The following is a 26,693-nucleotide window of genomic DNA, read 5'->3' on the forward strand; positions in this document are numbered from 1 at the left end:
CTGCGTGCGGAGCCCGATTCCTGCGTTGCGCAGACAAGGATTCGCGTCCGGACCACCTCCGCATCACGCGGCGCAAAAGCTGCAAGGCTCGCCAGTGGCAGACAAAAAAAGCGGCCCGAAGGCCGCTTTTCTTCTGCTGCAAGGAACGGGCGCCGGATCAGCTGGCGCGTTCCTTGTGCCCCTTGTCGTCGTCGCTCTCGCCCTCGCCGGATTTGGCGTGCAGCTGATGCTGGGCGACGGCGACCGGCGCATCCGCCGGCGGTGCAGGCGGCGCATCGAACAGGCCGTTGCCGGCCGCAGCGGCCGCTGCCGGTTCGGCAGTGCCGGCGCTGCTGCTCCCGGTGCCGTTCGACACCGGGACTGCTGCAACCGGCGCGTGTAGCGGCGTCGGTTCGGCCGCCGGCTCCTCGTGGAAGGCGTCCAGCAGCGTGGTCTGTACCGGCACGTAGGCCGGTTTGCCGGGCGCTTCTTCCTCGGCGATCGGTTGCGCTGCCGGAGCGGCTGCTTGCTGCGGCTCGGCAACCACCGGGGACGGCGTTGCAGGTTCCTCAACTGCTGCGAGCGGTGCCGCTGCAGTTTCCGTTTTCGTTTCCGCCGCTGGCGTCGCTGCGGCGATCGGAGCAGGCCGTTCGACGATTGGCGTCGGGGTCGTCGGTTGCCGCGCGGCTTCGATTGTCGCCAGCGGCGGCGTGTCGGACGCTGCCGGCCCGGCGACGAACGGCCGAGCAGGTTCTTCTGCAGGCACTGCCTCGACCTGCGCGGCAGGCACGCCGTTGGCTGGCGGCAAGGGCGCAGCCGCTACCGGCGGCGCTGCTTGCGCAGGCGCTGTAGCGACCGGTGCCGGTGCCGACTCGGCAACCGCAGGCGCCGTTGCGGTCGCTGCGACCGCGGCTGCGGCAACCGGCGCAGCTTGCGCTGCGGCGGGGCCGGTTTCGGCTTCCGGTACTGAGGGCGCAGCAGCGGCAGGCGTCTGCGCGGCAGCAGCCTGCTCGTGCCGCGGCGGACGCGGCTCGCGCTTTTCCCGCGCCGCGCGCGGTGCCTGCTGTGGCTTGGCTTCGGTGGTTTCGGTGGCTTCGGCCGGGGAGGCATCGTCGACGAAATCGAATTCCGGCTGGCTGCGGCTCGGCGCCGGCGCGGTTTCGCCGTCGCTGTCGCCGGCATCCAGTTCGATGTCGTCGAACGCTGCGCCTTCGCCGCCGCTGCCGGCTTCGCCATTGCCGCGACGACGGCGACGGCCGCCGCGACGGCCGCGACGGCGGCGGCCGCCGGCCTCGCCATTGGCGTCGTCGGCGTCGCCGTTCTCGCCGGCCGGAACGGCCTGCGCGGTTTCCGCGACGCTCTCGCGTTCATCGATGCTCGCCTGCGCCACGCTCGGCTGCGGTGCGGCCGGCGCCGGCGCGGCGCTGTCGACCTCGCTGGCCGGTGCATCGCTGCTCAGCGCGGCGGCACCAGCGGCCACGGTGGCAGCCGCGAGCGTGGTGGCGTCCTGGGTTGCTGCGGCGGCTGCTGCCGTGGCCGGCTTGGCGGCGACCTCGTCCTGGCGCGGCTGGCGCTGCGGCTTGTCGCTCTGCAGCGCGGCCTGCGCCGGCTCCTGCTGCGGCTTGGGCTGACGCGGCGGGTTCTGCGGCTGCGGCTGCTTCGGCACCTTCGGCGGCGGCGGCGGGTTCTGCTGCGGCTTGACCTGCTGCGGCGCCTGCTCGTTGCGCGGCGGCTTGGCCGCGAGGTTCTGCTGGCCGCCCTGCGGGTTGCTGCCGCCGTTGCCGGGACGGCGCTCGTCGCGGCGCAGGTTGCCGCCGTTGCCGCGCGCGGCGTTGCCGCCATTGCCACCCTGGCCGCCGTTGCGGTTGCCGTCGCGGCGCGCGTTGCGGTCGCCACGATCGTTGCGGTTGCGATTGCCGTCGTGGGCGCGCTGGCGCTGCGCCGGCTCGCTCGCGGCCGGAGCCGGGGCCGTGCTTTCGCCGGCACCGAAGATCCGCTTCAGCCAGCCGACCACGCCGGTGGTCGGGGCCGGGGCCGCGACCGGGGCGGGCGCCGCGGCCTGGATCTGCACGGGCGCGGCGACCGGTTCGGGCACCTCGACCACTTCGCGCACCGGCGCCGGCTGCGAGTGCTTCACATTGGTCACCGCCGGCGCCGGAATGTTCAGCTGCGCCTTGGTCAGCGCATGCACCGGCAGCTTGCGCGGGGTGTTGCGCTGGTAGCTGGGCTTGGCGCTTTCCTCGCCGAGCTCGTTCTCGCGCAGGCGGGTCACTTCGTAGTGCGGGGTGTGCAGCTGTTCGTCGGCGACGATGACGATCGGCGCGTCGTGGCGCTTCTCGATCTCGCTGAGCGCGCGGCGCTTCTCGTTGAGCAGGTAGTTGGCGATCTCCACCGGGGCCTGCACCAGTACCTGTCCGGTGTTCTCCTTCATCGCGTGCTCTTCGGCCACGCGGATGATCGACAGCGACATCGACTCGACGCTGCGCATGCGGCCATGGCCGTCGCAGCGCGGGCACACGATCTGGCTGGACTCGCCCAGCGACGGGCGCAGGCGCTGGCGGCTCATCTCGAGCAGGCCGAAGCGCGAGATGCGGCCGATCTGCACCCGCGCGCGGTCGTACTTGAGCGCGTTCTGCAGGCGGTTCTCGACTTCGCGCTGGTGCTTGTTGGAGGCCATGTCGATGAAGTCGATGACCACCAGGCCGCCGAGGTCGCGCAGGCGCAGCTGGCGGGCCACCTCTTCGGCGGCCTCCAGGTTGGTCTGGAACGCGGTGTCCTCGATGTCGCTGCCTTTGGTCGCGCGCGAGGAGTTGACGTCCACCGCGGTCAGCGCCTCGGTCTGGTCGACCACGATCGAGCCGCCGGAGGGTAGGCGCACGCTGCGCTCGTAGGCCGCCTCGATCTGCGATTCGATCTGGAAGCGGTTGAACAGCGGGATGTCGTCGGTGTAGTGCTTGAGCTTGCGCAGGCTCTGCGGCATCACCTGCTGCATGAACTCCTGGGCATCGCCGTACATCTCGACGGTATCGACCAGGATCTCGCCGATGTCGGCGCGCAGGTAGTCGCGCAGGGCGCGGATGATCAGCCGCGATTCCTGGTAGATCAGGAACGGTGCCGGCTTGGCCAGCGCGGCCTCGGCGATCGACTTCCATACCTGCAGCAGGTAGTCCAGGTCCCACTGCAGCTCTTCGGCATCGCGGCCGACGCCGGCGGTGCGGATGATCACGCCCATGTCGTCGGGGATGTTCAGCTTGTCCAGCGCTTCCTTCAGCGCGGCGCGGTCCTCGCCCTCGATCCGGCGCGAGACGCCGCCGGCGCTGGGCGAGTTCGGCATCAGCACCATGTAGCGGCCGGCCAGGGAGATGAACGTGGTCAGTGCGGCGCCCTTGTTGCCGCGTTCTTCCTTGTCCACCTGGACCACCACCTCCTGGCCCTCGCGCAGCAGTTCGCGGATCGTCGCCTTGTTGTGGTCGACGCCGGCCTGGAAGTAATCGCGGGAGATTTCCTTCAGCGGCAGGAAGCCGTGGCGCTCGCCGCCGTATTCGACGAAGGCGGCTTCGAGCGAGGGTTCGAGCCGCGTGATGCGGCCCTTGTAGATGTTGGACTTCTTCTGTTCCTTGGACGGTTGCTCGATATCGATGTCGTACAGGGTCTGGCCGTCCACGATGGCCACACGCAGTTCTTCCGCCTGCGTGGCGTTGATCAGCATTCGCTTCATTGTTGCGTTCCTCGCGCTGCTACCGCGCGGAACGCCATGGGGTTTCGCTTCTGGTCACGCTTCGCCGCCCATCGCGCAGGCGCGGGGAGGGCGGCTTGGGTTTCCAGCGCTACGACACCACGGCGAGCCGCGGGAGCGCTTCTTTCTTTTAGGTGGTTCAGGACCGGCGGCGACTCCAGCCAGGCTGGGCGCCGCACGGGGCATGTTCAGCGCGGACGCTTGTGGCGTCCGGCGATGGCCGGGCAGGCCGGTGAGCCGCTAACATGGCCGCCCCGGGGGCGGTGGTCGCGCACTGTGCCGGAATCGTCGCAAGCCGGGCTTCTGGCCCTGCGCTAACTTTCAACGAAATCAAACCCTTATCTCGCCCCCCGAGTGTAACAGAATAAACCGCCTGATGACTTCCCCCCCGATCCCTCCCAAGCCGCGCGACGTCGCGACCAGCGCGGTGCGCATTCTCAAGGTCCCGGAAGATAGGGCCGGACAGCGCGTAGACAATTTCCTGCTCGGCCAGCTCAAGGGCGCCCCGCGCAGCCTGATCTACAAGCTGATGCGCAGCGGCCAGGTCCGGGTCAACGGCGGCCGCACCAAGCCCGAGCGCAAGCTGGAGGCCGGCGACGAGGTGCGCATCCCGCCGCTGAAGCTGCACGAGGAGGGCGAGAAGACCGCGCCGCCGGACGCGTTCATGGCCCGGCTGGAGGCGGCGATCGTTTACGAAGACGCGCGGTTGCTGGCGCTGAACAAGCCCTCCGGGGTGGCCAGCCATGGCGGCAGCGGGATCAGCTTCGGCGCGATCGAGACCTTGCGCGCCCTGCGCCCGAACCAGACCCTGGAACTGGTGCACCGGCTCGACCGCGATACCTCCGGGCTGCTGATCGTGGCCAAGAAGCGCTCGGCGCTGACCGAGATGCAGGCGCTGATGCGCGAGGACGACCGGGTCGAGGGCCGCGGCATCAGCAAGCGCTACCTGACCCTGCTGGTCGGGCGCATGCCCGACGGGGTGATGAGCGTGGATGCGCCGTTGCACATCGGCCTGCGCCAAGGCGGCGAGCGCCATGTGCAGGTGAACGCGGCCGGCAAGGCATCGCTGAGCCATTTCCGGGTGCTGGAGCGGCGCGGCGGGCATTCCTATTGCGAGGTGCGGATCGAGACCGGCCGCACCCACCAGATCCGGGTGCATGCGCAGCACCTCGGGCATGCGGTGGCCGGCGACGACAAGTACGGCGATGCGGCGGTCAACAAGCGCCTGCGCGAGCAGATCGGGCTCAAGCGCCTGTTCCTGCATGCCGCCTCGCTGGAATTCAGCCTCGACGGCGGCAAGACGCCCTATCTATTGAATGCGCCGCTGGCCGACGAGCTGGCCGAGGCGCTGAACCGCCTGGGCGGCTGAACGGCGGCGCAGCCGAGCGACGGCGGTGCGGTCGCCCGGCCGACGACGCTTACCCGGTGTGCTTGTCGCGGTCGCGGTCGTGGTTGTGGTGCGGATCGGAGTGGGCTTGCGGCGGACGCGTGGCCGGGCGCGGCTCGGCCGGCGGACGCGGCGGCGCGATCCTGGCCATGCGCTGCTCCTGCATCGGCGGCCGCTGTTCGGGGCGTGGCATGGCCTGAACACGCTCAGGGAACTCCCGCATCGGCGCCTCTCGATGCGCGGCCTGCTGCTGGGCATTGAATGCGGCGAACTGATGCGGTGCCGGCCGTGGCGGCTCGGGTTGGGTAAACCTGGCTTGCGCGCGCGGATCTTCCCGGTGCGCTGCCTGGAAATTCCCGGCCGGCTGCGGCGCGTTGGCGTGCGCTAGCTGCAGCATGTCGCGCCGCTGCTGCAGCGCGGCGGCGTTCGCGACCGGCAGTGCGCGCCGCGGATCGGCCGCGAACCTGGGTGTCGGCGCATGCGGCGATGGTGCGTGCGGCGCTTGCGCCAATGGCAGCTGCGCTCGCGCATCGCGCATGGCGCCCGCTGCATTCGGTGCGCCCAACCCTGGCACCGGCGGCCGCTGCGGCGCGTTCGCCGCGACCGGGCGACCCGGCTGCAACATGCGTTCGCTGAAATGCGGCGTCGACAGCTGCGCGTAGTCGGCCGCGCGGCGCGGTGGCGGGGCGGTCGCGAATTGCTGCGCGGCGGGCGCATGCGCGTTCTGGGCGAAACGCGGCGCCATCGCCGCGGCCGCAGCGGCGCCCGCCATCGGGGCCAGCGCCGCCTGCTGCGCAAAGCTGCGGTTGTCGTTGTGCACGAAGCTGCGCGCATCGATCCGGTTGTTGGTGATGTTGTTGACGATGGTGGTACGCGGCGCATAGACGCGGTTCTGGTAGACCACGTAGTGCGGCGCCAAGGACTGGGCGTTCCAGTTCATGCCCCAGCTGTTCCAGCCCCAGGGGTGCCAGGCCGGTTCCGGTTCCAGCCAGCCCATCGGGCCGTGGTAGCGGTGCTCCAGCGCGTCGCCGACCAGCACACCGACGCCGAAGGAGATGATGCCGGCGGTGACCAGATCGCCTTCGCTGTAGTACCGCGGGCGGTAGCGATACTCGCGGTAGACGTCGACCGGTGCGCCGTAGACCACGTCCGGATCGTAGCGCGGCACATAGACGACATCCGGCTGCGCCGGTTCGATGACGATGGTCTGGCGCGGCGGCGGGATCCGCTCGTCGGCATAGGCCGGTTCCACCACCGTGCGTTGCGTCACCTGCACCCGTTGCTGTGGCGTGCTGCGCAGGTGGCCCTGCGCCTGCGCGCGCCCGCGCATGACCTGGATCGCGTCGAGGACTTCGTTGGGGTCGTGCGCATAGGCATCGCCGAGCGCACGGGTCCAGTCGCCGTTGCTGGCCAGCTGGTCGATCACGTCGGGAAATGCGGTCAGCGCCTTGACGCTGGGATCCCATGGCTGCGCCGCCGCCGCCTTCAGGCGATCGGTCGCGGCCAGGCCGCTGTTGCTGCGCAGCCAGCCCTGGGCGTCGCCGACCTGGTCCGGATACACCGAGGCGGCCAAGGTCTGCGCCAGCAGCTTGTCGGGGAACAGCGCGATCGGCGCCACCAGCTTGTACAACTGCTCGGCGCTGGGCGGCACGTAGGGGGCGGGCGCGGGTACGGCGGCGGTCGCTGCGGCCGGGGCCGGGGCCGGGGCCGGTGCTGCCGCCGGTTGCTGCTGGCACGCGCTCAGCGCCAGCATGCTCGCGGCGGTGACCAGCGCCAGCGCCAATTTCGTTGATGGCAGGGAGCGGATATCCATGCGGCACCTTTTCGACATGGCGTTCGGAAGATGCGCGCAGGATGCTCTGTGTTGCATGTCTGCAAGCTTTCTGCGAAGCGCCGCAACACGGTTGCGCCAGCGTCCGTTCAGACAGGTTGCCGCCGCCGACTCAGGGCGTGGTGGACAGGCGCAACAGCACCAGGCTCAGCGCCAGCGTAACCATGCCGGCGACCAGCCCGTACACGGTCTCGTGGCCTTTGGCATACGTGGTCAGCAGGCCGATGCGCTTGATGCAGGCGCGGTTGTCGGTGCGCAACAGCGGGTCCTGGGCGTTGAGGCTTTTGTGTGGATTGGGCACCAGCCGGTCGATCGCCACGACTTGCCGAGGAGCTCGGTCAGCGACACGCACCGCCGCGGCTGGCGGTGGGTTCGGGAGCGGCTTGCGGGCCGCACTCAGCCGGAGTGGTGCGCCTGCGCGTCGAGCGCGAAGCAGCGGTCCGGCCGCGGTTGCGGCGGGTTGAAGGTGACCGGCACCTGGATCGTGCGCGGCACCGCCTGGCCATTGCGCGTGGCCGGCTTGAAGATCCACTCGCGCACGCGCTGCTGCGCCGACGCGTCGAGCGTGGGCTGGCCGCTGCTGCTGACCAACTGCACATCGGTGGGCTTGCCCTGCACGCCGATCACCACGCTCAGTACCGCCTTGCCGCCGAGCCCGGCGCAGGCCAGTTCGATCGGATACTCAGGCGGCGGGGTCTGCACCGCGGCGACCTCGGTCGGCGCGGCCGCCACGCTCTGGGTCTGCGCTTGTTCGGACTTGCCGCAGCCGCCGAGCAGCAACGCGGCAGCGAGGCCGGCGAACGGCGGGAAGAGAATGCAACGCTGGGAAACGACGGGCATGGGGTTCATTCCGGAAGGGCAGACGCCTTGGCGGCGCAGATGAAGTCGTTTTCGCTGAGGCCGCCGACGTCGTGGGTGGAATAGCGCACCACCACGCGGTCATAGTGCACGCCCAGGTCGGGGTGGTGGTCTTCGCGGTGCGCGATCCAGGCCAGCGCGTTCACGAACGCCAGCGTGCGGTAGTAGTCGGGGAAGCGGAACGTGCGGCTGATCGCCATGCCATTCTCGACCAGCTCCCAGCCGGCCACCTGCGGCAGCAATTCGGCCAGGCGCGCCTGGGTGAGCTTGTAGTCGCTGCCCTTGCAGGGCGCGCAATGGGCCTGTGCGAGCGGGATCAGGTCGTTCATTCTTGGAGCCTCCGCGGCGGGGCGGCTGAACGCGCCGCCGATGGGGAAAGTTCGCGATGAGCCATTCGCGTGGAAGCGCTAGAATAACCGCATGATCCAGATCTCCGACAACGCGCAGACCCATTTCCGCAAACTGCTCGAACGCGAGGCCGTGCCCGGCATGGGCGTGCGCCTGAGCGCGGTCGATCCCGGCACCGCGCGCGCCGACGCGCGGCTGGAGTTCGCCGAACCGGCGGACCTGGCCGGCGACGAATGGGCGATCGACTGCGCCGGCTTCACCTTGTATGTGGCCGCCGACAGCGTCGGCTGGCTGGACGGCGCCGAGATCGACTACGTCACCCAGGGTACCGGCCAGCAGTTGACGATCAAGGCGCCGAAGATCAAGGGCGAGGCGCCGGGCGAGGCTGCTTCGCTGGTCGAGCGGGTGCGCTGGGTGGTCGAGAACGAGGTCAATCCGCAGTTGGCCCAGCACGGCGGCCGCGTGGCGGTGCAGGAAGTGTCGGCCGAGGGCGTGGTGCTGCTGCGCTTCGGCGGCGGCTGCCACGGCTGCGGCATGGCCGACGTGACCCTGAAGCAGGGCATCGAGAAGACGCTGATGGGACGCGTGCCGGGCATCACCGCCGTGCGCGACGCCACCGACCACGACAGCGGCAGCGCCCCGTATATCCCGCGCGATTCCGCAGCCTGATTCCTCCGCCACGCCGGTGACGCGCGCCGCCGACATCCTCGCCGCGCTGTTGGCGCGCTCGCCGCGCAAGCTGCTGCGCGATCGCCGCACCGGCCTGCCGTACGGCTGGGCGCACTGGATTTCTTCGCAGCCGGCCGTGCCGCGCCCGTTCGTCTCCAGTGAGCTGATCGCGGCGCTGCCGCAGGCGGTGCCGGCGCCGACCTCGCGGCTGTCCGCACTGAGTCCATGGCAGGCGTTCCGCCGGCTGTGGTGGCAGCACTGGGATCCGGCACCGTACGACCAGCGCTGGTGGCGGCGGATCGCGGCGCTGGTCAGCCTGGCCTTGCATCTGCTGTTCGCGCTGTTCCTGCTGTGGGTCGCCTTCGTGCGCTGGTTGCCGCCGCGCCCGGACGTGGGCGAGGCCGGGCGCGTGCAGGTGGAATTCGTCGGCCGCGGCACGCCGGCCGAGACCGGTGGCGGCGCAGCGGCGCAAGACGCCGCGGCCGCTGCGCAGCAGGCCGCGGCGGCACGTGCGGCGCAACAGGCCGCCACGACTGCCGCCGCGCAGACGGCCGCCATGGCCGCCGCGCGTGCGGCCTCCGCTACGCCGGCGGCGAGCGCCGCGCCCGCACAGGCCGAGTCCAACCCGCCATCACCACCGCCGGAGCAGCCGCTGCAGGTCACCGAAACCGAACAGCCGAGCCGCGATTTCGTGCTGCCGCCGCCCAGCGTGCGCGAACCGACGCTGACCCCGCGCGCGATCGCGCCGCCCAGCGTGCAGGTGACCGAGCGCGAGGTCGAGATGGTCACCGAGGTTCCCGCGGTGGCGCAGATCCGTCCGCGCGAAGTGCCGGTGCCGCGCGCGCCGGAACCGCAACTGCAGGTGCGCGAGCGCGAAGTGCCGGCGCCGCTGCCGCAGGTCCAGGTGCAGATCCCGCAGATCCGCGCGCGCGATCCCGCACCGACGCTGCGCACGCCGGAGCCGCCGCAGGTGCGGCAGATCGAACTGCCGACGCCCGCCACCGCGGCGACGCCGGCTGCCGAGCCATCGGCCGCCACCGCAAGCGCGACTGCGGCTCCGGCGCAGGCCACGACCGCGTCCAGCGCCGCGGCGCAGGGCACGGCCGAGACCCGGACGCCGTCCGGCAGCGGCGCTGCGCCGCCCGGCAGCCAGTCGGCCGCGCCCGGCAGCGGCCCGGCCACGGTCGCGCACGATGGCGGCTGGGCGACGCCGCAGCGCGGCGACGACTGGGGTGCCGCGGCGCGCAACCGCGCCGGCGATGCCGGTGCCAGCCAGCGCAATGGCGTGTTCAACGCCGATGGCAGCGTGCGCGTGCCCGGCGGCGAAGAGCAGGGCAAGGCGCCGCCGCGCGGCGCGCCCGGCACCGAGACCGACAGCTGGTCGCGCGATCAGATCGCCAATGCCGGCCAGTGGCTCAAGCGTCCGCCCTACGACTACAAGCCGACCTCGTTCGACAAGTATTGGCTGCCGAACGCGACGCTGCTGGAAGAGTGGGTGCGGCGCGGCATCAAGACCGTCGACATCCCGATTCCCGGCACCACCAGCAGCATTTCCTGCGTGGTCTCGATCCTGCAGCTGGGCGGCGGCTGCGGCATCACCGATCCGAATCTCAACGACCAGCCCGCCGGCACGCGACCGCCGCCGGCGGTGCCGTTCAAGCCGGGCCTGCAGGAAGACAACGGCAGCGTGAAGTAGGCGAAGACGCCGCCCCAGAGCGTTTTTCTACACGTGGGGCAACGCCATCCAGTGCCAGCATCTGGACCGGGAGTGCTCTGGGCGCAGCACTGCCGGGTATACGGCAATGCGCCGTACTCGCGATCACTTTGGATCGTGCAGGTCGCGCAGCTGCGTGGCGCGCGATCCGAAGTACGCCGCCAGGTCGGCGATGTCCTGGTCGCCGAGCGGCGTCGCCTGCGGGGTCATCAGCGGATGCTGGCGATCGCCGGCGCGGTAGGCCTGTAGCGCATGCGCGACGTAGTCGCCGTATTGGCCGCCGAGCTTGGGATAGCTCGGGTCGATCGGCGCGTTGCCGTCGGCGCCGTGGCAGTCGATGCAGCTCTGCCCGGTGGCCTTGCCCTTGGCGTGGGCCAGCTTCTCGCCGGCGGCGATGCGCCCGCTCGGCAGGCCGGCGGACGAGCCGGACCCATGTTCGCCACTGGCGTGGCCGGGATCGCCGGCGGACTGGCTGGTGGATTCCACCTGCGATTGCGAACACGCCCCCAGGCACAGGGCAGCAAGCAGGGCGATGGCGGGACGCAGGGCGTGCGCGGCTTTCGGCATGGGATGGCTACTTGAGGGTGGTCAGGTAAGCGGCGATGTCGGCGATATCCTGGTCGGAAAAGCTCTCCGCCTGGGCCTGCATGGTCGGGTGCTTGCGCTTGCCGAGCCGGTATTCGGTCAGCGCCTGGGTCAGGTACTGCGCCGACTGGCCGCCGATCTTGGGAATGCGGTAGCTCGGATAGGCATTCTTGTAGCCGGTGACGCCGTGACAGCCCTGGCAGGTATAAGTCAGCAGCCTGCCGTTGCCGGCATTGCCGGCGGCGGGGGCGGACGCTGCCGGAGCGACGGCTGGGGCGGGCGCCGGCACGGTCTGCGCTACCGGGGCGACCCCGAGAAAAACGAGTACGGCCAAAGCAAAACAAGCGGCTAGCGGCTGCGTGCGCATGGGTTCGTGGTCCGGAGGACGGGACTGGGCGTTCCGGCGTGGGGGGAACACGGAACGACCCGAGTATAGCCTGGCCTTTCGCGGCTCCGAAACAGGCCTCCGGATCCTTGCTGCGGACACGCAGCGCGTCACCATGACCTTTGGCTCATTCACCTGGGCGTCATCAGGTGATCTACTTACCTACAACACCATTCACGCCATCCACCAGGGACACGACGATGACGCGATATTCCACGCGCCGACGCACCGCCAGCTGCGCCGCCGCGCTGTTGATCACCTCCACCCTCCTGCTCGGCGGCTGCAAGCCGGCGGCCGGCGATGCGCAGGCCAAGGCCAAGGAGGCCGAGAAGGCGCCGGACGCGGTGCCGGTCGAGGTGGCCAAGGCCAGCCGGCGCGCGGTGGCGGCCAGCTACAGCGGCACCGCGGCGCTGGAGGCGCGCGCCGAATCGCAGGTGGTGGCCAAGACCTCCGGGGTGGCGCTGGCGGTGCTGGCCGAGGAAGGCCAGCAGGTCCGCGCCGGGCAGCCGCTGGTGCGGCTGGACCCGGACCGCGCGCGGCTGGCGGTGGCGCAGAGCGAGGCGCAGCTGCGCAAGCTGGAGAACAACTACCGGCGCTCGGAGCAATTGGTCGGCCAGCAACTGGTCAGCGCCGCCGATGTCGACCAGATCAAGTACGACCTGGCCAACGTGCGCGCGCAGCATCAGCTGGCCTCGCTGGAACTGTCCTATGCGACGGTGGTCGCGCCGATCTCCGGGGTGATCGCGTCGCGCTCGATCAAGACCGGCAACTTCGTGCAGATCAACACGCCGATCTTCCGCATCGTCGACGACTCGCGCCTGGAAGCCACGCTCAATGTGCCCGAGCGCGAGCTGGCCACGCTCAAGGCCGGGCAGCCGGTGACGCTGCTGGCCGATGCGCTGCCGGGCAAGCAATACCTGGGTAAGGTCGATCGCATCGCGCCGGTGGTGGATTCGGGCAGCGGCACGTTCCGCGTGGTGTGCGCCTTCGAGGAGGGTGCCGAGGCCTTGCAACCGGGCATGTTCGGGCGCATCCGCATCGACTACGACCAGCGCGCCGATGCGCTGGTGGTGCCGCGCCTGGCGCTGCTCGACGACGGCGAGCCGGCGGTGTTCCGGGTCAGCGCCGGCAAGGTCACCCGGGTGCCGGTCAAGCTGGGCTATTCCGAAGGCCCGTGGGTGGAGATCCGCGACGGCCTGCAGCCCGGCGACCAGGTGGTCACCGCCGGCAAGGTCGCCTTGCGCGACGGCAGCCGCGTGCAGGTGATCGCGCCGCAGCGCGAGGTCGCCGCGGTCGGTGGCGGCACCGCGGTCGGAGCGCACTGATGACCAGCGCCGGTTCCGATCACGGCAGCGATCCGCACGAACACTCGCCCGCGGGCATCCGCGGCGGCGGACTGGTCGAATTCGCCACGCGCCGCCGCGTCACCATCGCGATGGCCACGGTGACGCTGCTGCTGTTCGGCGTGATCGCGCTGAACAGCCTCAAGGTCAACCTGCTGCCCGATCTGAGCTATCCGACCCTGACCGTGCGCACCGAGTACACCGGTGCGGCGCCGTCGGAGATCGAGACGCTGGTGACCGAGCCGGTCGAGGAAGCGGTCGGCGTGGTCAAGAACCTGCGCAAGCTCAAGTCGGTGTCGCGCACCGGGCAGAGCGACGTGGTGCTGGAGTTCGCCTGGGGCACCAACATGGACCAGGCCAGCCTGGAAGTGCGCGACAAGATGGAGGCGCTGGAACTGCCGCTGGAAGCCAAGGCGCCGGTGCTGCTGCGTTTCAATCCCTCCACCGAACCGATCATGCGCCTGGTGCTGGCGAGCAAGGCGACCCCGGCCAGCGACGCCGATGCGGTGGGCGCGCTGACCCAGTTGCGCCGCTATGCCGACGAGGATCTGAAGAAGAAGCTGGAGCCGGTGGCCGGCGTGGCCGCGGTCAAGGTCGGCGGCGGACTGGAAGACGAGATCCAGGTCGATATCGACCAGCAGCGGCTGGCGCAGCTGAGCCTGCCGATCGATAACGTCATCACCCGGCTCAAGGAAGAGAACATCAACATCTCCGGCGGGCGCCTGGAACAGGGCGCGCAGCGCTACCTGGTGCGCACGGTCAACCAGTTCGCCGACCTGGACGAGATCCGCAACCTGCTGCTGACCACCCAGGGCGCGGGCAGCAGCGCCGCCGACGCGGCGATGCAGCAGATGTACGCGATCGCCGCCTCGAGCGGTTCGGAAGCGGCGCTGGCCGCGGCCTCGGCGGCGCAGAGCGCCTCGTCCAGTTCCACCACCACCATCGCCAATGGCATGCCGGTGCGGTTGAAGGACGTGGCGCAGGTGCGGCAGGGCTACAAGGAGCGCGAGGCGATCATCCGCCTGGGCGGCAAGGAAGCGGTGGAACTGGCGATCTACAAGGAAGGCGACGCCAACACCGTGTCCACCGCGGCAGCGCTGCGCAAGCGCCTGGAACAGCTGCAGACGCAGATCCCGCCGGACGTGGAACTGACCACGCTGGAAGACCAGTCGCGCTTCATCGAGCACGCCATCGGCGACGTCAAGAAGGACGCGGTGATCGGCGGCCTGCTGGCGATCCTGATCATCTTCCTGTTCCTGCGCGATGGCTGGAGCACGTTCGTGATCAGCCTGTCGCTGCCGGTGTCGATCGTGGCCACGTTCTTCTTCATGGGCCAGCTCGGGCTGAGCTTGAACGTGATGTCGCTGGGTGGACTGGCGCTGGCCACCGGGCTGGTGGTGGACGATTCGATCGTGGTGCTGGAGAGCATCGCCAAGGCGCGCGAACGCGGCCTGAGCATTCTCGATGCGGCGATCGCCGGCACCCGCGAGGTGAGCATGGCGGTGGTCGCCTCGACCCTGACCACGATCGCGGTGTTCCTGCCGCTGGTGTTCGTCGAGGGCGTGGCCGGGCAGTTGTTCCGCGACCAGGCCTTGACCGTGGCGATCGCCATCGCGATCTCGCTGGTGGTGTCGATGACCCTGATCCCGATGCTCAGTTCGCTGAAGGGACGCCCGCCGCTGGCGTTCCCGGCCGAACCCGAGCAGCCGCAATGGCAGCCGCAGCGCGGCTGGCTGAAGCCGGTGGCGTGGAGCCGGCGCGGCGCCGCCGCGGCGGTGCGCGGCGCGTTCTTCGCCGCAGCGTGGCTGGTGGTGCGGTTGTGGCGTGGCGGCGTGGCGGTGATCGCGCCGGCGATGCGCAAGGCCAGCGACCTGGCGATGGCACCGTATGCGCGCGCCGAACGCGGTTATCTGCGGTTGCTGCCGGGCGCGTTGGCGCGGCCGTGGCAGGTGCTGGGCCTGGCCGCGCTGGCGTTCGCGGCGACCTTGGCGGTGGTGCCGATGCTCGGCGCCGACCTGATCCCGCAATTGGCGCAGGACCGCTTCGAGATGACGGTGAAACTGCCGGCCGGCACGCCGTTGCGGCAGACCGATGCGCTGGTGCGCGAACTGCAGGAAACCCACGGCAAGGACGCCGGCGTGCAGGCGCTGTATGGCGTCAGCGGCAGCGGCACCCGGCTCGATGCCAGCCCCACCGAAAGCGGCGAGAACATCGGCAAGCTGACCATCGCCATGGCCGGCGGCGGCAGCGCGCAGTTCGAGGCGCAGCAGAGCGACCGCATGCGCGCGACGATGCGCAAGCACCCGGGCGTGCAGGTCGGTTTCAGCCGCCCGGAGCTGTTCAGCTTTTCCACGCCGCTGGAAATCGAGCTGCGCGGGCAGGACCTGGAGACCATCCAGCACGCCGGGCAGAAGCTGACCGCGATGCTGCGCGGCAACGGCCACTACGCCGACGTGAAATCGACGGTGGAAGAGGGCTTCCCGGAAATCCAGATCCGCTTCGACCAGGAGCGTGCCGGTGCGCTGGGCCTGACCACGCGGCAGATCGCCGATGTGGTGGTGAAGAAGGTGCGCGGCGACGTCGCCACCCGCTACAGCTTCCGCGACCGCAAGATCGACGTGCTGGTGCGCGCGCAGCAGAGCGACCGCGCCAGCGTCGACAGCATCCGCCGGCTGATCGTCAATCCCGGCAGCAGCAAGCCGGTGACGCTGGATGCGGTCGCCGACGTGGTCGCCACCACCGGGCCCAGCGAGATCCACCGCGCCGACCAGATCCGCGTGGCGATCGTGTCGGCCAACCTGCGCGACATCGACCTGGGCGGCGCGGTGCGCGAGGTGCAGGACATGGTCGCGCGCGCGCCGCTCGGCGCCGGCGTCGGCATGCACATCGGCGGGCAGGGCGAGGAACTGGCGCAGTCGGCCAAGTCGCTGCTGTTCGCGTTCGGCCTGGCGATCTTCCTGGTGTACCTGGTGATGGCCTCGCAGTTCGAATCGCTGCTGCATCCGTTCGTGATTTTGTTCACCATCCCGCTGGCGATGGTCGGTGCGGTGCTGGCGCTGCTGCTGACCGGCAAGCCGGTGTCGGTGGTGGTGTTCATCGGCCTGATCCTGCTGGTCGGGCTGGTGACCAAGAACGCGATCATCCTGATCGACAAGGTCAACCAGCTGCGCGAGGAGGGCGTGGCCAAGCGCGAGGCGCTGATCGAGGGCGCACGCTCGCGCCTGCGTCCGATCATCATGACCACGCTGTGCACGCTGTTCGGCTTCCTGCCGCTGGCGGTGGCGGCGGGCGAGGGCGCCGAAGTGCGCGCGCCGATGGCGATCACCGTGATCGGCGGCCTGCTGGTGTCCACGCTGCTCACGCTGGTGGTGATCCCGGTGGTCTACGACCGCCTGGATCGCCGCGCCGACGGCTATTACGCCGAGCGCGGTCAGCGCGCGCGGCGGCGCCTGCAAGGACCCGGCCACGGCACCGGCGCGGGTGAACCGGCATGAGCGTCGCCGAGTTCAGCATCCGCCGCCCGATCACCACCATCATGTGCTTCGTGTCGCTGGTGGTGGTCGGCCTGATCGCGGCGTTCCGGCTGCCGCTGGAGGCGCTGCCGGACATCTCCGCGCCGTTCCTGTTCGTGCAGTTGCCGTACACCGGCTCGACCCCCGACGAGGTCGAGCGCAACCTGGTGCGGCCGACCGAGGAAGCGCTGGCGACGATGACCGGGATCAAGCGCATGCGCTCGACCGCGACCGCCGACGGCGCCAACATCTTCATCGAGTTCTCCGATTGGGATCGCGACATCGCCATCGCCGCCTCCGACGCGCGCGAGCGCATCGACGCGATCCGCGCCGACCTGCCCACCGACCTGCAGCGCTACCACGTGTTCAAGTGGTCCAGCAGCGACGAGCCGGTGCTGAAGGTGCGCCTGGCCGGCGCCGCCGACCTGACCGGCGCCTACGACATGCTCGACCGCGAGTTCAAGCGGCGCCTGGAACGCATCCCCGGCGTGGCCAAGGTGGAAGTATCCGGCGCGCCGCCGAACGAAGTGGAGATCGCGATCGCGCCGGACCGGCTCAGCGCGCACAACCTCAGCCTCAACGATCTCAGCGAGCGCCTGGGCAAGCTCAATTTCTCGCTGTCGGCCGGGCAGATCGACGACCAGGGCCAGCGCCTGCGGGTGCAGCCGGTCGGCGAGCTGCGCGACCTGCAGGAACTGCGCGACCTGGTCATCGACACCAAGGGCCTGCGCCTGGGCGACATCGCCGACATCCGCCTGAAGCCGACCCGGATGAACTACGGCCGGCGCCTGGACGGGCGCCCGGCGGTGGGCCTGGATATCTACAAGGAGCGCAGCGCCAACCTGGTCGAGGTGTCGCGCGCGGTGCTGGCCGAGGTCGAACAGATCCGCACCCAGCCGGCGCTCAGCGACGTGCAGGTCAAGGTCATCGACAACCAGGGCAAGGCGGTGACCTCCTCGCTGAGCGAACTGGCCGAGGCCGGCGCGGTCGGCCTGCTGCTGTCGGTGACCGTGCTGTTCTTCTTCCTGCGCCATTGGCCGTCGACGCTGATGGTGACCCTGGCGATCCCGATCTGCTTCACCATCACCCTGGGCTTCATGTATTTCGCCGGCGTCACCCTCAACATCCTGACCATGATGGGCCTGCTGCTGGCGGTGGGCATGCTGGTGGACAACGCGGTGGTGGTGGTGGAGAGCATCTACCAGGAACGCGAGCGCATGCCGGAGCAGCCGCAGCTGGCCTCGATCGTCGGCACCCGCAACGTCGCCATCGCGCTGTCGGCCGGCACCCTGTGCCATTGCATCGTGTTCGTGCCGAACCTGTTCGGCGAGACCAACAACATCAGCATCTTCATGGCGCAGATCGCGATCACCATCTCGGTGTCGCTGCTGGCCTCGTGGCTGGTGGCGGTGAGCCTGATCCCGATGCTGTCCGCGCGCATGCGCACGCCGGCGCTGGTCCGCTCCGAGCGCGGCCTGATCCCGCGCCTGCAGCGCCGCTACGCCCGCGTGCTGCGCTGGTCGCTGGCCCATCGCGGCTGCAGCGTCGCCGCGATCGCGCTGATCACCGCGCTCAGCGTGGTGCCGATGCTGCAGACCAAGAAGGACATGTTCGGCGGCGACGGCGGCGAACAGATCTTCATCGGCTACCAGTGGAAGGGGTCGTATACGCGCGAGCAGTTGTCCACCGAGGTCGCCAAGCTCGAACGCTTCATCGACGCGCGCCGCCAGCGCTATCACGTCACCCAGGTGTATTCGTGGTTCAGCGAAGTGGAAGGCAGCAGCACCACGCTGACCCTGGATCTGAAAAAAGTGCGCGACCTGCCGGCGCTGATCGAGCAGATCCGCAAGGAACTGCCGCGCTCGGCGCTGGCCGATTACAGCGTCGGCAGCAACGACAACGGGCAGGGCGGCGGCAGCGGCGCGCAGAGCGTGCAGGTGCAACTGGTCGGCGATTCCACGCAGACGCTGCGCGCCATCGCCGACGACGTGGTGCCGCTGCTGGCGCGGCGCAAGGAACTGCGCGACGTGCGCGTGGACACCGGCGAGCGCACCACCGAGCTGGCGGTGCGCGTGGATCGCGAGCGCGCATCGGCGTTCGGCTTCAACGCCGAGCAGGTCGCCAGCTTCGTCGGCCTGGCGCTGCGCGGCGCCTCGCTGCGCGAGTTCCGCCGCGGCGACAACGAGGTGCCGGTGTGGGTCCGCTTCGCCGGCGCCGAGGAAACCACGCCCGAAGACCTGGACAGCTTCAACGTGCGCACCAAGGACGGGCGCAGCGTGCCGCTGCTGAGCCTGGTCGACGTGCAGACGCGGCCGGCGGCGACCCAGATCGGGCGCACCAACCGCCAGACCACGCTGAGCATCACCGCCAATCTCGGGGTCAAGGTCACCCCGGCCGAGGCCAAGCAGGCGATGCAGGACACGCTGAAAGGCGTCAGCTTCCCGGCCGGCTACCACTACAGTTTCGACGGCGCCGACGGCCAGGACGAGGACAAGGCCGGCCAGCAGATGCTGTTCAACCTGCTGATCGCGCTGCTGATGATCTACGTGGTGATGGCCGCGGTGTTCGAATCGCTGCTGTTCCCGGCGGCGATCATGAGCGGCGTGCTGTTCTCGATCTTCGGCGTGTTCTGGCTGTTCTGGATCACCGGCACCAACTTCGGGATCATGGCCTTCATCGGCATCCTGGTGCTGATGGGCGTGGTGGTGAACAACGGCATCGTGATGATCGAGCACATCAACAATCTGCGCCGGCGCGGAATGGGCCGCACCGAGGCGCTGGTGGAAGGCTCGCGCGAGCGCTTGCGGCCGATCATGATGACCATGGGCACCGCGATCCTGGCGATGGTGCCGATCTCGCTGACCACCACGCAGATGTTCGGCGACGGCCCGGCCTACTACCCGATGGCGCGCGCGATCGCCGGCGGCCTGGCGTTCTCCACCGTGGTCAGCCTGCTGTTCCTGCCGACCATCTACGCGCTCCTCGACGACCTCAGCGGCGGTGTGGCGCACCTGGTGCGCCGCGCCCGCGGCGGCCGCGGCGTGCCGGCACCGGTGGTGTCCTGACGCAGGCGACGCGCGCGCGCCGCATCGCGCAGAAAGATTTGTGGGAGGGGCTCCAGCCCGATAGAGCGTCGGGGCTGAAGCCCCTCCCACACTGGCTAGCCGTGCGATCGGGCGGGGCGCAAGGCCTCGCTCAACCGGCCAGCTTGCCGAAGATGCGGAATCCCGCCAGCCACACCCCGAGCATGCTGCCAAGGTTGGTCAGCAGGAAGGTCAGCACCACCCGCGAGACGCGGTTGCGGTACCAGCCGCGCAGGTTCTGCGCGTCGTCGCGCAGCGCCAGGAAATCGCCGTACGCCGGCTTGCGCATGTGCACCTCGACCAGCGCGCTGAACGCACCGGCGGGCACGCCGGGGCGGAACGGCTTCAGCGGCGCGGCGATGGCGCCGGCGATGATGCTCAGCGGATGGCCGCCGGCCAGCAGGCAGCCCAGCCCGGCCAGGCCGCCGGTGAACAGCACCCACTGCAGCAGCAGGTCGGTGCCCAGCGCGAAGCCGCCGCGCCAGTAGCCCCAGGCCACGCCGCCCAGCACCAGCGCGGTCAGGGTCAGGGTGATCCACGGCACCTTTTTCTTGGTCGGCACGTCTTCCAGCGCCTTGCGCAATGCCGCCGGATCGTCCTGGTCGTCCTGCAGGTGCCTGGCCAGGCCGGCCAGATGGCCGGCGCCGACCACCGCCAGCACCTCGCGGATGCCGTCGGCGCGCGCGGCGTCGAGGTAGTCCGGGGCGGCGATCGGGGTCTGGCTGGGCGCGCTGCGCTGCGCGCGTTCCTCGCGCAGGCGCGTGGCCATGTAGCGGTCGCGCTCGGCGATGATGGTGTCGTACAGCGCCGGGTTCTCGCTGGCGAAGTCGCCGAAGCTGGCCTCGAGCATGTCGCCCTGCTTGAGCTTCTCGATCTCCGCCTCGCCGACCTCGTCGGAGGCGAACAGGCCGCCGAGCAGGCTGCTGCCGAGCTTGAGCTTGCCGAAGAAACCGAGCCGGCCGGACGCGCGCTTGAAGGTCAGCCCGACCTCGCGGTCGATCAGGTACACCGGCAGCTGCCGTTCGCGCGCCAGCAGCACCGCGCGCTTGAGCTCGGCGCCGGGTTCGATGCCCAACTGCTCGGCCAGGCGCCGCTGGTAGGCGGCCAGCGCCAGGTTGGCCGCGAACAGCGCCACGCGGCCCTTGCGGATCACCTGCACCAGGTCGAGCTTGGTCAGCGCGTCCGGATCGGTCAGCGCCTGCAGCCGTTGCGGGTCCAGCTCCACCGCGACCGCATCGAAGCGGCCGCTGTCGATTGCCCGTTCCACCGCGGCGACGCTGGTCAGCGAGACATGCGCGGTGCCGAGCAGGGTGTAGCGCACGCCATCGCGCTCGACGATGCGGTACGGCTGGCCGTCGAACAACGCGTCGTCGCCGGCCTGGGAAAGTTCGTTCATTCCATCACTCATCGGAGGGCGCCTCGTCGGCGCCGGGGTGCAGCAGGCATTGCATTTGCCGCCTGTGCAGCGCGTCAGTCGATATAGCGCTTCAGCAGATCGCCATAGGCGTCGATGCGGCGGTCGCGCAGGAACGGCCAGATCCGCCGCACCTGCTCGCTGCGCTGCAGGTCCACGTCGCAGACCAGCACGGTCGGTTCGGCGCCGGCCTCGGCGATGAACTCGCCCTGCGGGCCGAGCACATGGCTGTTGCCCCAGAACTGGATGCCGGCCGCGCCGGTCACATGATCGGCGGCCAGCGGCGAGGGCTCGTGGCCGACCCGGTTGCAGCTGAGCACCGGCACGCCGTTGGCGACGGCATGGCCGCGATGGCTGAGGATCCAGGCGTCGCGCTGGCGCTCCTGCTCGGCCTGCGCGTCGCTGGGATCCCAGCCGATCGCGGTCGGATACAGCAGCAGTTCGGCGCCGGCCAGCGCCATCAGCCGCGCCGCTTCCGGATACCACTGGTCCCAGCACACCAGCACGCCCAGGCGCCCGACCGAGGTCTGGATCGGGGTGAAGCCGAGGTCGCCCGGGGTGAAATAGAATTTCTCGTAGAAGCCCGGATCGTCCGGGATATGCATCTTGCGGTACTTGCCGAGCAGGCTGCCGTCCTTCTCGAACACCACCGCGGTGTTGTGGTACAGGCCGGCGGCGCGGCGCTCGAACAGCGAGCCGACCAGGACCACGCCATGGCGCTTGGCCAGCGCGCCCAGGCGCTCGGTGCTGGGGCCGGGAATCGGCTCGGCCAGGTCGAATTCGTCCACCGACTCGTGCTGGCAGAAATAGGCGCCGTTGTGCAGTTCCTGCAGCAGCACCAGCTGCGCGCCCTGCGCCGCGGCCTCGGCCACGCGCGATTCGATGACCGCCAGATTCGCCGCGGCATCGCCATGGTTGCGCTCCTGGATCAGCGCGACGGAAAGAGTGTTTCGGCTCATTGCGGAAGGATGGTCGACGAAAGCGCGCATGGTAGCGCGGATGGCGCCGCGGCAGGTTCCCGGCAGATGAATGCCGCGTTGCGCCGTGCGGCCGCGTTCGAGTGGGACGGAGCGGAACACGAAAGCGCCGTGCGCGCCGGATCCGGTTCGTTATCCGGGTTCTGCATGAGGAGTGGAATCATGGCCTTCTGTCGCCAGCGCTGCCTCGGAACCGACGTCCCGCGGCAGCGCGCGTAGCAGTTCCTGCGCGGCTGGTGCGACCCGGCGATGCCGCAGCAGTCGCTCCTGCTTGCCGTTTACCCGGCACGCGCGGCTCAGGCCGCCAGCACGCCCTCGGGCAACTGCATGGTGATGCAGTGCAGGCTGCCGTTCTGCCAGATCAGCGCGCGGCACGGGATCGGCACGATCTCATGCCGCGGGAACGCCTGCGCCATCACCGCCTGCGCCTGCGCATCGGCCGCATCGCCATAGGCCGGCATCAGCACCGCGCCGTTGACGATCAGGAAGTTGGCGTAGGACGCGGCCAGGCGCCGCCCGTGGTCGATCACCGGCTGCGCCCACGGCAGCGGGAACAGCCGGTACGGGCGGCCGTCGGCGGTGCGCAACGCGGCCAGTTCGGCGCCCATCGCCTGCAGTTCGGCGTAGTGCGAATCGCCGGCGTCGTCGCAGGCCTGGTAGATGATCGCGTCCTCGCCGGCGAAGCGGGCGAGGGTGTCGATGTGCGCGTCGGTGTCGTCGCCTTCCAGGTAGCCGTGATCCAGCCACAGCACGCGCTGTTGCGCCAGCCAGTCGGCCAGGTCATGGCTCAGCGATTCGCGCGAGCGCTGCGGATGGCGTTCGTGCAGGCATTGCCAGGTGGTCAGCAGGGTGCCGGCGCCGTCGCTGTCGATCGCGCCGCCTTCCAGCGCGAAATCGATGCTGCGCACATCGCTCTCTGCAAACAGCTGCTGCGCCGCCAGCGCACTCACCAATTGGTCGTCGCGGCTGGCCTGGAACTTGCCGCCCCAGCCGGTGAAGCGGAAGTCCAGCAACTGGAAACCGCCGCCAGCCCGGGCCAGGGTGATCGGGCCGGAATCGCGCAGCCAGGTGTCGTCGTAGTCGGCCTCGACGAACTGCACGCGCTGCATGTCCACCCGCGCCGAACGCAGCCGCGCCTCGGCGTAGATCTGCAGGTCGGCATCGGCGACGCAGATCAGCACGCGCTGGTAGCGCACGATCGCCGCGACCAGCACGATATAGGTCTCCTCGACCTCGGCCAGGCGCTCGGCCCAGTCGGTACCGGCGTGCGGCCAGGCGATCAGGATGGCGGACTGGGGCTCCCATTCCGCGGGAAGGCGAAGGCGATCAGTCATTGCAACCACTACTCACGTGCTGCCCGCCGAAGCCAGGCTGTTATTTAAGTCCCTGCACATGGATGTGCAGGCTCTTGTGAGGGACTCGCATATTTGAATCCCTGCACATGGATGTGCAGGCTCTTGTGAGGGACTCGCATATTTGAATCCCCGCACATGGATGTGCGGGCTCTTGCGAGGGACTCGCACTAGCGAATCGCAGGCTTGGGCCCGACCTCGTTGGCATCGGCCTTGTTGGCGACCACGTCGACCACCTTGTGCTTCTCGAAGTACACGGTGAAGGCTGGATACACCCAGCGGTTGATCGTCGGCCACTGCCGCTTCTGCCCGCCGCGCGGTTCCAGCTTCTGCTGCGGGGCGCCGTAGCGCGCCTCGACCTCGCCCATGCTCAGCCCGCGCGCCGGCAGCGCCGCGACGGGTTCCTGCTTGACCCGCTCGACCAGCAGGGTCTCGGCGTGGGCCGCGCCGGCCAGGCCCAGGACGAGCAGCAGCGGAAGTACGGACAGACGGTGCTTCATCACGGTGTGCTCCCCAGAGGACGAACGGCGATTACAGCAAATTTCGGCAACAAAAAACCGCCCGAAGGCGGCTTTCGTCGATGACCCGCAACCGTGCGCGCGGTGCCGCAGGGCGGGTCGCCGTCGGATCAGCGTTGGCGAGCCTTGAAACGCGGGTTCGACTTGCAGATCACGAAGACCTTGCCGCGGCGGCGGACCACCTTGCAGTCGCGGTGACGGGTCTTCGCCGACTTCAGGGAGGACAGGACTTTCATGGCACACCTCGGCGTAAACTTGTGGATTAGAAAAGGATGCGGCGTGGCGAAACCACGTCGCTGGATCAGTAAGCCGGCGATTGTAGCCTGGTTTTCTTCATGGTTTCAAGTGCTTGCGCCAGCACGGCCGATGCCGGGGCTACAATGCGCCGCCCCCCGTCCGAGCAACCGCATGAACGACCCCGCTCCCGTCCTGACCATCGATGGCCCTTCGGGGGCCGGCAAAGGCACCGTCAGCCGCATCGTCGCCGGCAAGCTGGGCTGGCATTACCTGGATTCGGGGGCTTTGTACCGGGCGGTCGGGGTGGCCGCCAGCTGGGCCAACCTGGACATCTCCGACGCCGCGGCGCTGGTGCGCTGCACCTTCGATACCCATGTGACCTTCGAGGACGTGGCCGGCAGCCTGCGGGTCAGGATCAACCAGGTCGACGCCACCGACGAGCTGCGCCTGGAAACCACCGGCGCGGTGGCCTCGGCGATCGCCGCGATCCCCGAGGTGCGCTCGGCCTTGAAGCAGCGCCAGCGCGCGTTCCGGCGCCCGCCGGGGCTGGTCGCCGACGGCCGCGACATGGGCACGGTGATTTTCCCGGACGCCGCGTACAAGGTGTTCCTGACCGCCAGTGCCGAGGAGCGCGCCATGCGCCGGCATAACCAGTTGAAGGGAAAAGGAGTTTCCGTTATATTCGACGACCTGCTGCGCGAGATCATGGCCCGCGACGCACGCGATGCCCAACGTTCGGTGGCGCCGCTGAGGCCGGCAGACGATGCCGTCCTCCTCGACACCACCGGCATGGACATCGAGCAAGTGGTCGGCCGCGTCCTGGAATTGCTGCCCGCCTGAGGGTCGCGCCGGGGCAGGGCAGCAGCATGGCGCCGCTCCGGCGCGATGCAGCCGAGTTGCACCGCAGTGCGCTTCACCAGCAATGCCGCAAGACCGTCGTTCCCAGGTTCCGCCGCGCAATGTCGCGCTGCGGTTTTCCCATTTCACACCCGGCCGCGGTTTGGGCCGACTAACCAGGTGGGCAGTTCGCCGTTTCCAGAAGAAACGCCCTGTCCGTGTGTCCACTAGAGTAATTTCAAAATGACCGAATCTTTTGCCGAACTGTTCGAAGCCAGCCAAGCCAATCTGGCCAAGCTGAAGCCGGGCTCCATCGTCACCGGTGTCGTCGTGGAAGTCCGCGGCGACGTGGTGGTGATCAACGCCGGCCTGAAGTCCGAAGGCATCGTGCCGATCGAACAGTTCCGTAACGACGCTGGCGAGATCGACGTCGCCGAAGGCGACCTGGTCAAGGTCGCCCTCGACTCGCTCGAGAACGGCTTCGGCGAAACCGTGTTGTCGCGCGAGAAGGCCAAGCGCGCGATGGTGTGGGACGAGCTGGAAGAAGCGTTGGAAAAGAACGAGACCATCACCGGCCGCATCAGCGGCAAGGTCAAGGGTGGTTTCACCGTGGACATCAAGGATGTCCGCGCGTTCCTGCCGGGTTCGCTGGTCGATGTGCGCCCCGTGCGCGACCCGGCCTACCTGGAAGGCAAGGAGCTGGAGTTCAAGCTCATCAAGCTGGACCGCAAGCGCAACAACGTGGTGGTCTCGCGTCGTGCGGTGGTCGAGAGCGAGCACTCGGAAGAGCGCGAGCAGCTGATGGACAAGCTGCAGGAAGGCGCGATCCTGAAGGGCGTGGTCAAGAACCTGACCGATTACGGCGCGTTCGTGGACCTGGGCGGCATCGACGGCCTGCTGCACATCACCGACATGGCCTGGAAGCGCGTGCGCCATCCGTCCGAAGTCGTCAACGTCGGCGACGAGCTGGACGTGCGCGTGCTGAAGTTCGACCGCGAGCGCAACCGCGTTTCGCTGGGTCTGAAGCAGCTGGGCGAGGATCCGTGGGACAACATCGCGCGCCGCTACCCGGCCAACAGCCGCGTGTACGGCAAGGTCTCCAACGTCACCGATTACGGCGCGTTCGTCGAGATCGAGCCGGGCGTGGAAGGCCTGGTGCACGTGTCGGAAATGGATTGGACCAACAAGAACGTCAACCCGTCCAAGGTCGTGCAGGTCGGCGACGAGGTCGAGGTCATGGTCCTGGACGTGGACGAGGAGCGTCGCCGCATCTCGCTGGGCATGAAGCAGGTCGCCGCCAATCCGTGGGAGACCTTCGCCGCCACCCACAAGAAGAACGACAAGGTGTCCGGCCAGATCAAGTCGATCACCGACTTCGGCATCTTCATCGGCCTGGACGGCGGCATCGACGGCCTGGTGCACCTGTCGGACATCAGCTGGAACACCACCGGCGAAGACATCGTGCGCAACTTCAAGAAGGGCGACACGCTGGAGGCGGTGGTGCTGGCGGTGGATCCGGAGCGCGAGCGCATCAGCCTGGGCGTCAAGCAGCTGGAGCAGGATCCGTTCGGCCAGTACATGGCGGCCAACCCGAAGGGTTCGAAGGTCGAGGGCGTGGTCCGTGAAGTGGACGCCAAGGGCGCCACCATCGACCTGGCCGACGGCATCGAGGGCTACGTCGCCGCGCGCGACATCGCCAACGAGCGCGTCGACGATGCGACCCAGCACCTGAAGGTCGGCGACAAGATCGAAGCCAAGTTCGTGGGCATGGACCGCAAGGGCCGCACCCTGCAGCTGTCGATCAAGGCCAAGGACGATGCCGAAATGCGCGAAGTGCTGGAGGAATACCAGTCCGCGTCGGGCGGCACCACCCAGCTGGGCGCGCTGCTGCGTGCGCAGTTGAACGGCAACAAGTCCGAGTAATCCGC

General features: G+C 69.3%; 20 protein-coding genes. 8 read left to right on the top strand and 12 right to left on the bottom strand.

Features of this window, described 5'->3' with window-relative positions; genetic code table 11:
* Nucleotides 1-157 precede the first annotated feature (157 nt).
* Nucleotides 158-3,697, bottom strand: coding sequence for an Rne/Rng family ribonuclease (locus tag FZ025_RS18450; RefSeq protein WP_104558687.1), 3,540 nt, complete (start codon nt 3,695-3,697; stop codon nt 158-160).
* Nucleotides 3,698-4,091: 394 nt separating this feature from the next.
* On the opposite strand from FZ025_RS18450, the gene FZ025_RS18455 reads away from it, so the two are divergent.
* Nucleotides 4,092-5,084, top strand: coding sequence for an RluA family pseudouridine synthase (locus FZ025_RS18455; RefSeq protein ID WP_046978831.1), 993 nt, complete (start codon nt 4,092-4,094; stop codon nt 5,082-5,084).
* 49 nt (nt 5,085-5,133) lie between these two features.
* On the opposite strand, the gene FZ025_RS18460 is transcribed toward FZ025_RS18455, so the two are convergent.
* The 4 genes from FZ025_RS18460 to FZ025_RS18475 all read right to left on the bottom strand — a co-directional run bounded on the left by FZ025_RS18460 (nt 5,134) and on the right by FZ025_RS18475 (nt 8,120).
* Entirely contained in the window at nt 5,134-6,915 is a 1,782-nt protein-coding gene (locus FZ025_RS18460) for a DUF3300 domain-containing protein (RefSeq protein ID WP_104558688.1), read from the bottom strand.
* A gap of 130 nt (nt 6,916-7,045) precedes the next feature.
* Entirely contained in the window at nt 7,046-7,252 is a 207-nt protein-coding gene (locus FZ025_RS22955; RefSeq protein WP_046979476.1) for a hypothetical protein, read from the bottom strand.
* A 77-nt stretch (nt 7,253-7,329) separates the two neighbouring features.
* Nucleotides 7,330-7,773 (bottom strand): energy transducer TonB, encoded by a 444-nt coding sequence (locus FZ025_RS18470; RefSeq protein WP_244292402.1) that lies wholly within the window; start codon nt 7,771-7,773, stop codon nt 7,330-7,332.
* A gap of 5 nt (nt 7,774-7,778) precedes the next feature.
* Nucleotides 7,779-8,120, bottom strand: coding sequence for a 4a-hydroxytetrahydrobiopterin dehydratase (locus FZ025_RS18475; protein WP_046979477.1), 342 nt, complete (start codon nt 8,118-8,120; stop codon nt 7,779-7,781).
* A 91-nt stretch (nt 8,121-8,211) separates the two neighbouring features.
* Between FZ025_RS18475 and FZ025_RS18480 the strand changes: the two genes are divergently transcribed.
* Together FZ025_RS18480 and FZ025_RS18485 are read left to right on the top strand one after the other, a co-directional pair.
* On the top strand, nt 8,212-8,808 hold the full coding sequence (locus tag FZ025_RS18480; protein WP_003468698.1) for an NfuA family Fe-S biogenesis protein: 597 nt from the start codon (nt 8,212-8,214) through the stop codon (nt 8,806-8,808).
* 16 nt (nt 8,809-8,824) lie between these two features.
* Nucleotides 8,825-10,504, top strand: a complete 1,680-nt coding sequence (locus FZ025_RS18485; protein ID WP_104558689.1) for a transmembrane repetitive protein — start codon at nt 8,825-8,827, stop codon at nt 10,502-10,504.
* 123 nt (nt 10,505-10,627) lie between these two features.
* Here FZ025_RS18485 and FZ025_RS18490 read toward each other — a convergent pair whose 3' ends face one another.
* Entirely contained in the window at nt 10,628-11,089 is a 462-nt protein-coding gene (locus tag FZ025_RS18490) for a c-type cytochrome (RefSeq protein ID WP_104558690.1), read from the bottom strand.
* Nucleotides 11,090-11,096: 7 nt separating this feature from the next.
* A complete protein-coding gene (locus FZ025_RS18495) occupies nt 11,097-11,474 on the bottom strand; it encodes a c-type cytochrome (RefSeq protein ID WP_158185596.1) in 378 nt (125 codons plus the stop codon).
* Nucleotides 11,475-11,692: 218 nt separating this feature from the next.
* Here FZ025_RS18495 and FZ025_RS18500 point away from each other — a divergent pair, with 218 nt between their 5' ends.
* From FZ025_RS18500 to FZ025_RS18510, 3 genes are read left to right on the top strand one after another with little or no spacing between them, the layout of a single operon-like run.
* On the top strand, nt 11,693-12,817 hold the full coding sequence (locus tag FZ025_RS18500) for an efflux RND transporter periplasmic adaptor subunit (RefSeq protein WP_104558692.1): 1,125 nt from the start codon (nt 11,693-11,695) through the stop codon (nt 12,815-12,817).
* A complete protein-coding gene (locus tag FZ025_RS18505; protein WP_167523890.1) occupies nt 12,817-16,329 on the top strand; it encodes an efflux RND transporter permease subunit in 3,513 nt (1,170 codons plus the stop codon). Before FZ025_RS18500 ends, FZ025_RS18505 begins: the two co-directional genes overlap by 1 nt.
* Nucleotides 16,326-19,412, top strand: a complete 3,087-nt coding sequence (locus tag FZ025_RS18510) for an efflux RND transporter permease subunit (RefSeq protein WP_046981015.1) — start codon at nt 16,326-16,328, stop codon at nt 19,410-19,412. The genes FZ025_RS18505 and FZ025_RS18510 overlap by 4 nt, the downstream gene beginning before the upstream one ends.
* 130 nt (nt 19,413-19,542) lie before the next feature.
* On the opposite strand, the gene FZ025_RS18515 is transcribed toward FZ025_RS18510, so the two are convergent.
* The 5 genes from FZ025_RS18515 to ykgO all read right to left on the bottom strand — a co-directional run bounded on the left by FZ025_RS18515 (nt 19,543) and on the right by ykgO (nt 23,927).
* Nucleotides 19,543-20,838 (bottom strand): TraB/GumN family protein, encoded by a 1,296-nt coding sequence (locus FZ025_RS18515; RefSeq protein WP_046981014.1) that lies wholly within the window; start codon nt 20,836-20,838, stop codon nt 19,543-19,545.
* A 62-nt stretch (nt 20,839-20,900) separates the two neighbouring features.
* Nucleotides 20,901-21,803, bottom strand: coding sequence for a carbon-nitrogen hydrolase (locus tag FZ025_RS18520; RefSeq protein ID WP_046981018.1), 903 nt, complete (start codon nt 21,801-21,803; stop codon nt 20,901-20,903).
* A gap of 314 nt (nt 21,804-22,117) precedes the next feature.
* A complete protein-coding gene (locus tag FZ025_RS18525; RefSeq protein WP_046981013.1) occupies nt 22,118-23,155 on the bottom strand; it encodes an agmatine deiminase family protein in 1,038 nt (345 codons plus the stop codon).
* A gap of 188 nt (nt 23,156-23,343) precedes the next feature.
* A complete protein-coding gene (locus FZ025_RS18530) occupies nt 23,344-23,673 on the bottom strand; it encodes a hypothetical protein (RefSeq protein ID WP_046981012.1) in 330 nt (109 codons plus the stop codon).
* 128 nt (nt 23,674-23,801) lie between these two features.
* The gene (gene ykgO, locus FZ025_RS18535; protein ID WP_005913193.1) at nt 23,802-23,927 is read right to left on the bottom strand and encodes a type B 50S ribosomal protein L36; all 126 of its coding nucleotides are present in this window, start codon (nt 23,925-23,927) and stop codon (nt 23,802-23,804) included.
* A 172-nt stretch (nt 23,928-24,099) separates the two neighbouring features.
* Between ykgO and cmk the strand changes: the two genes are divergently transcribed.
* On the top strand, nt 24,100-24,768 hold the full coding sequence (gene cmk, locus FZ025_RS18540; protein WP_046981011.1) for a (d)CMP kinase: 669 nt from the start codon (nt 24,100-24,102) through the stop codon (nt 24,766-24,768).
* Nucleotides 24,769-25,008: 240 nt separating this feature from the next.
* Nucleotides 25,009-26,688: a 30S ribosomal protein S1 gene (gene rpsA, locus FZ025_RS18545; protein ID WP_104558693.1), complete on the top strand. Its 1,680-nt coding sequence runs from the start codon at nt 25,009-25,011 to the stop codon at nt 26,686-26,688.
* Nucleotides 26,689-26,693: the final 5 nt, after the last annotated feature.

This window comes from Xanthomonas hyacinthi (assembly GCF_009769165.1).
GTDB lineage: Bacteria > Pseudomonadota > Gammaproteobacteria > Xanthomonadales > Xanthomonadaceae > Xanthomonas_A > Xanthomonas_A hyacinthi.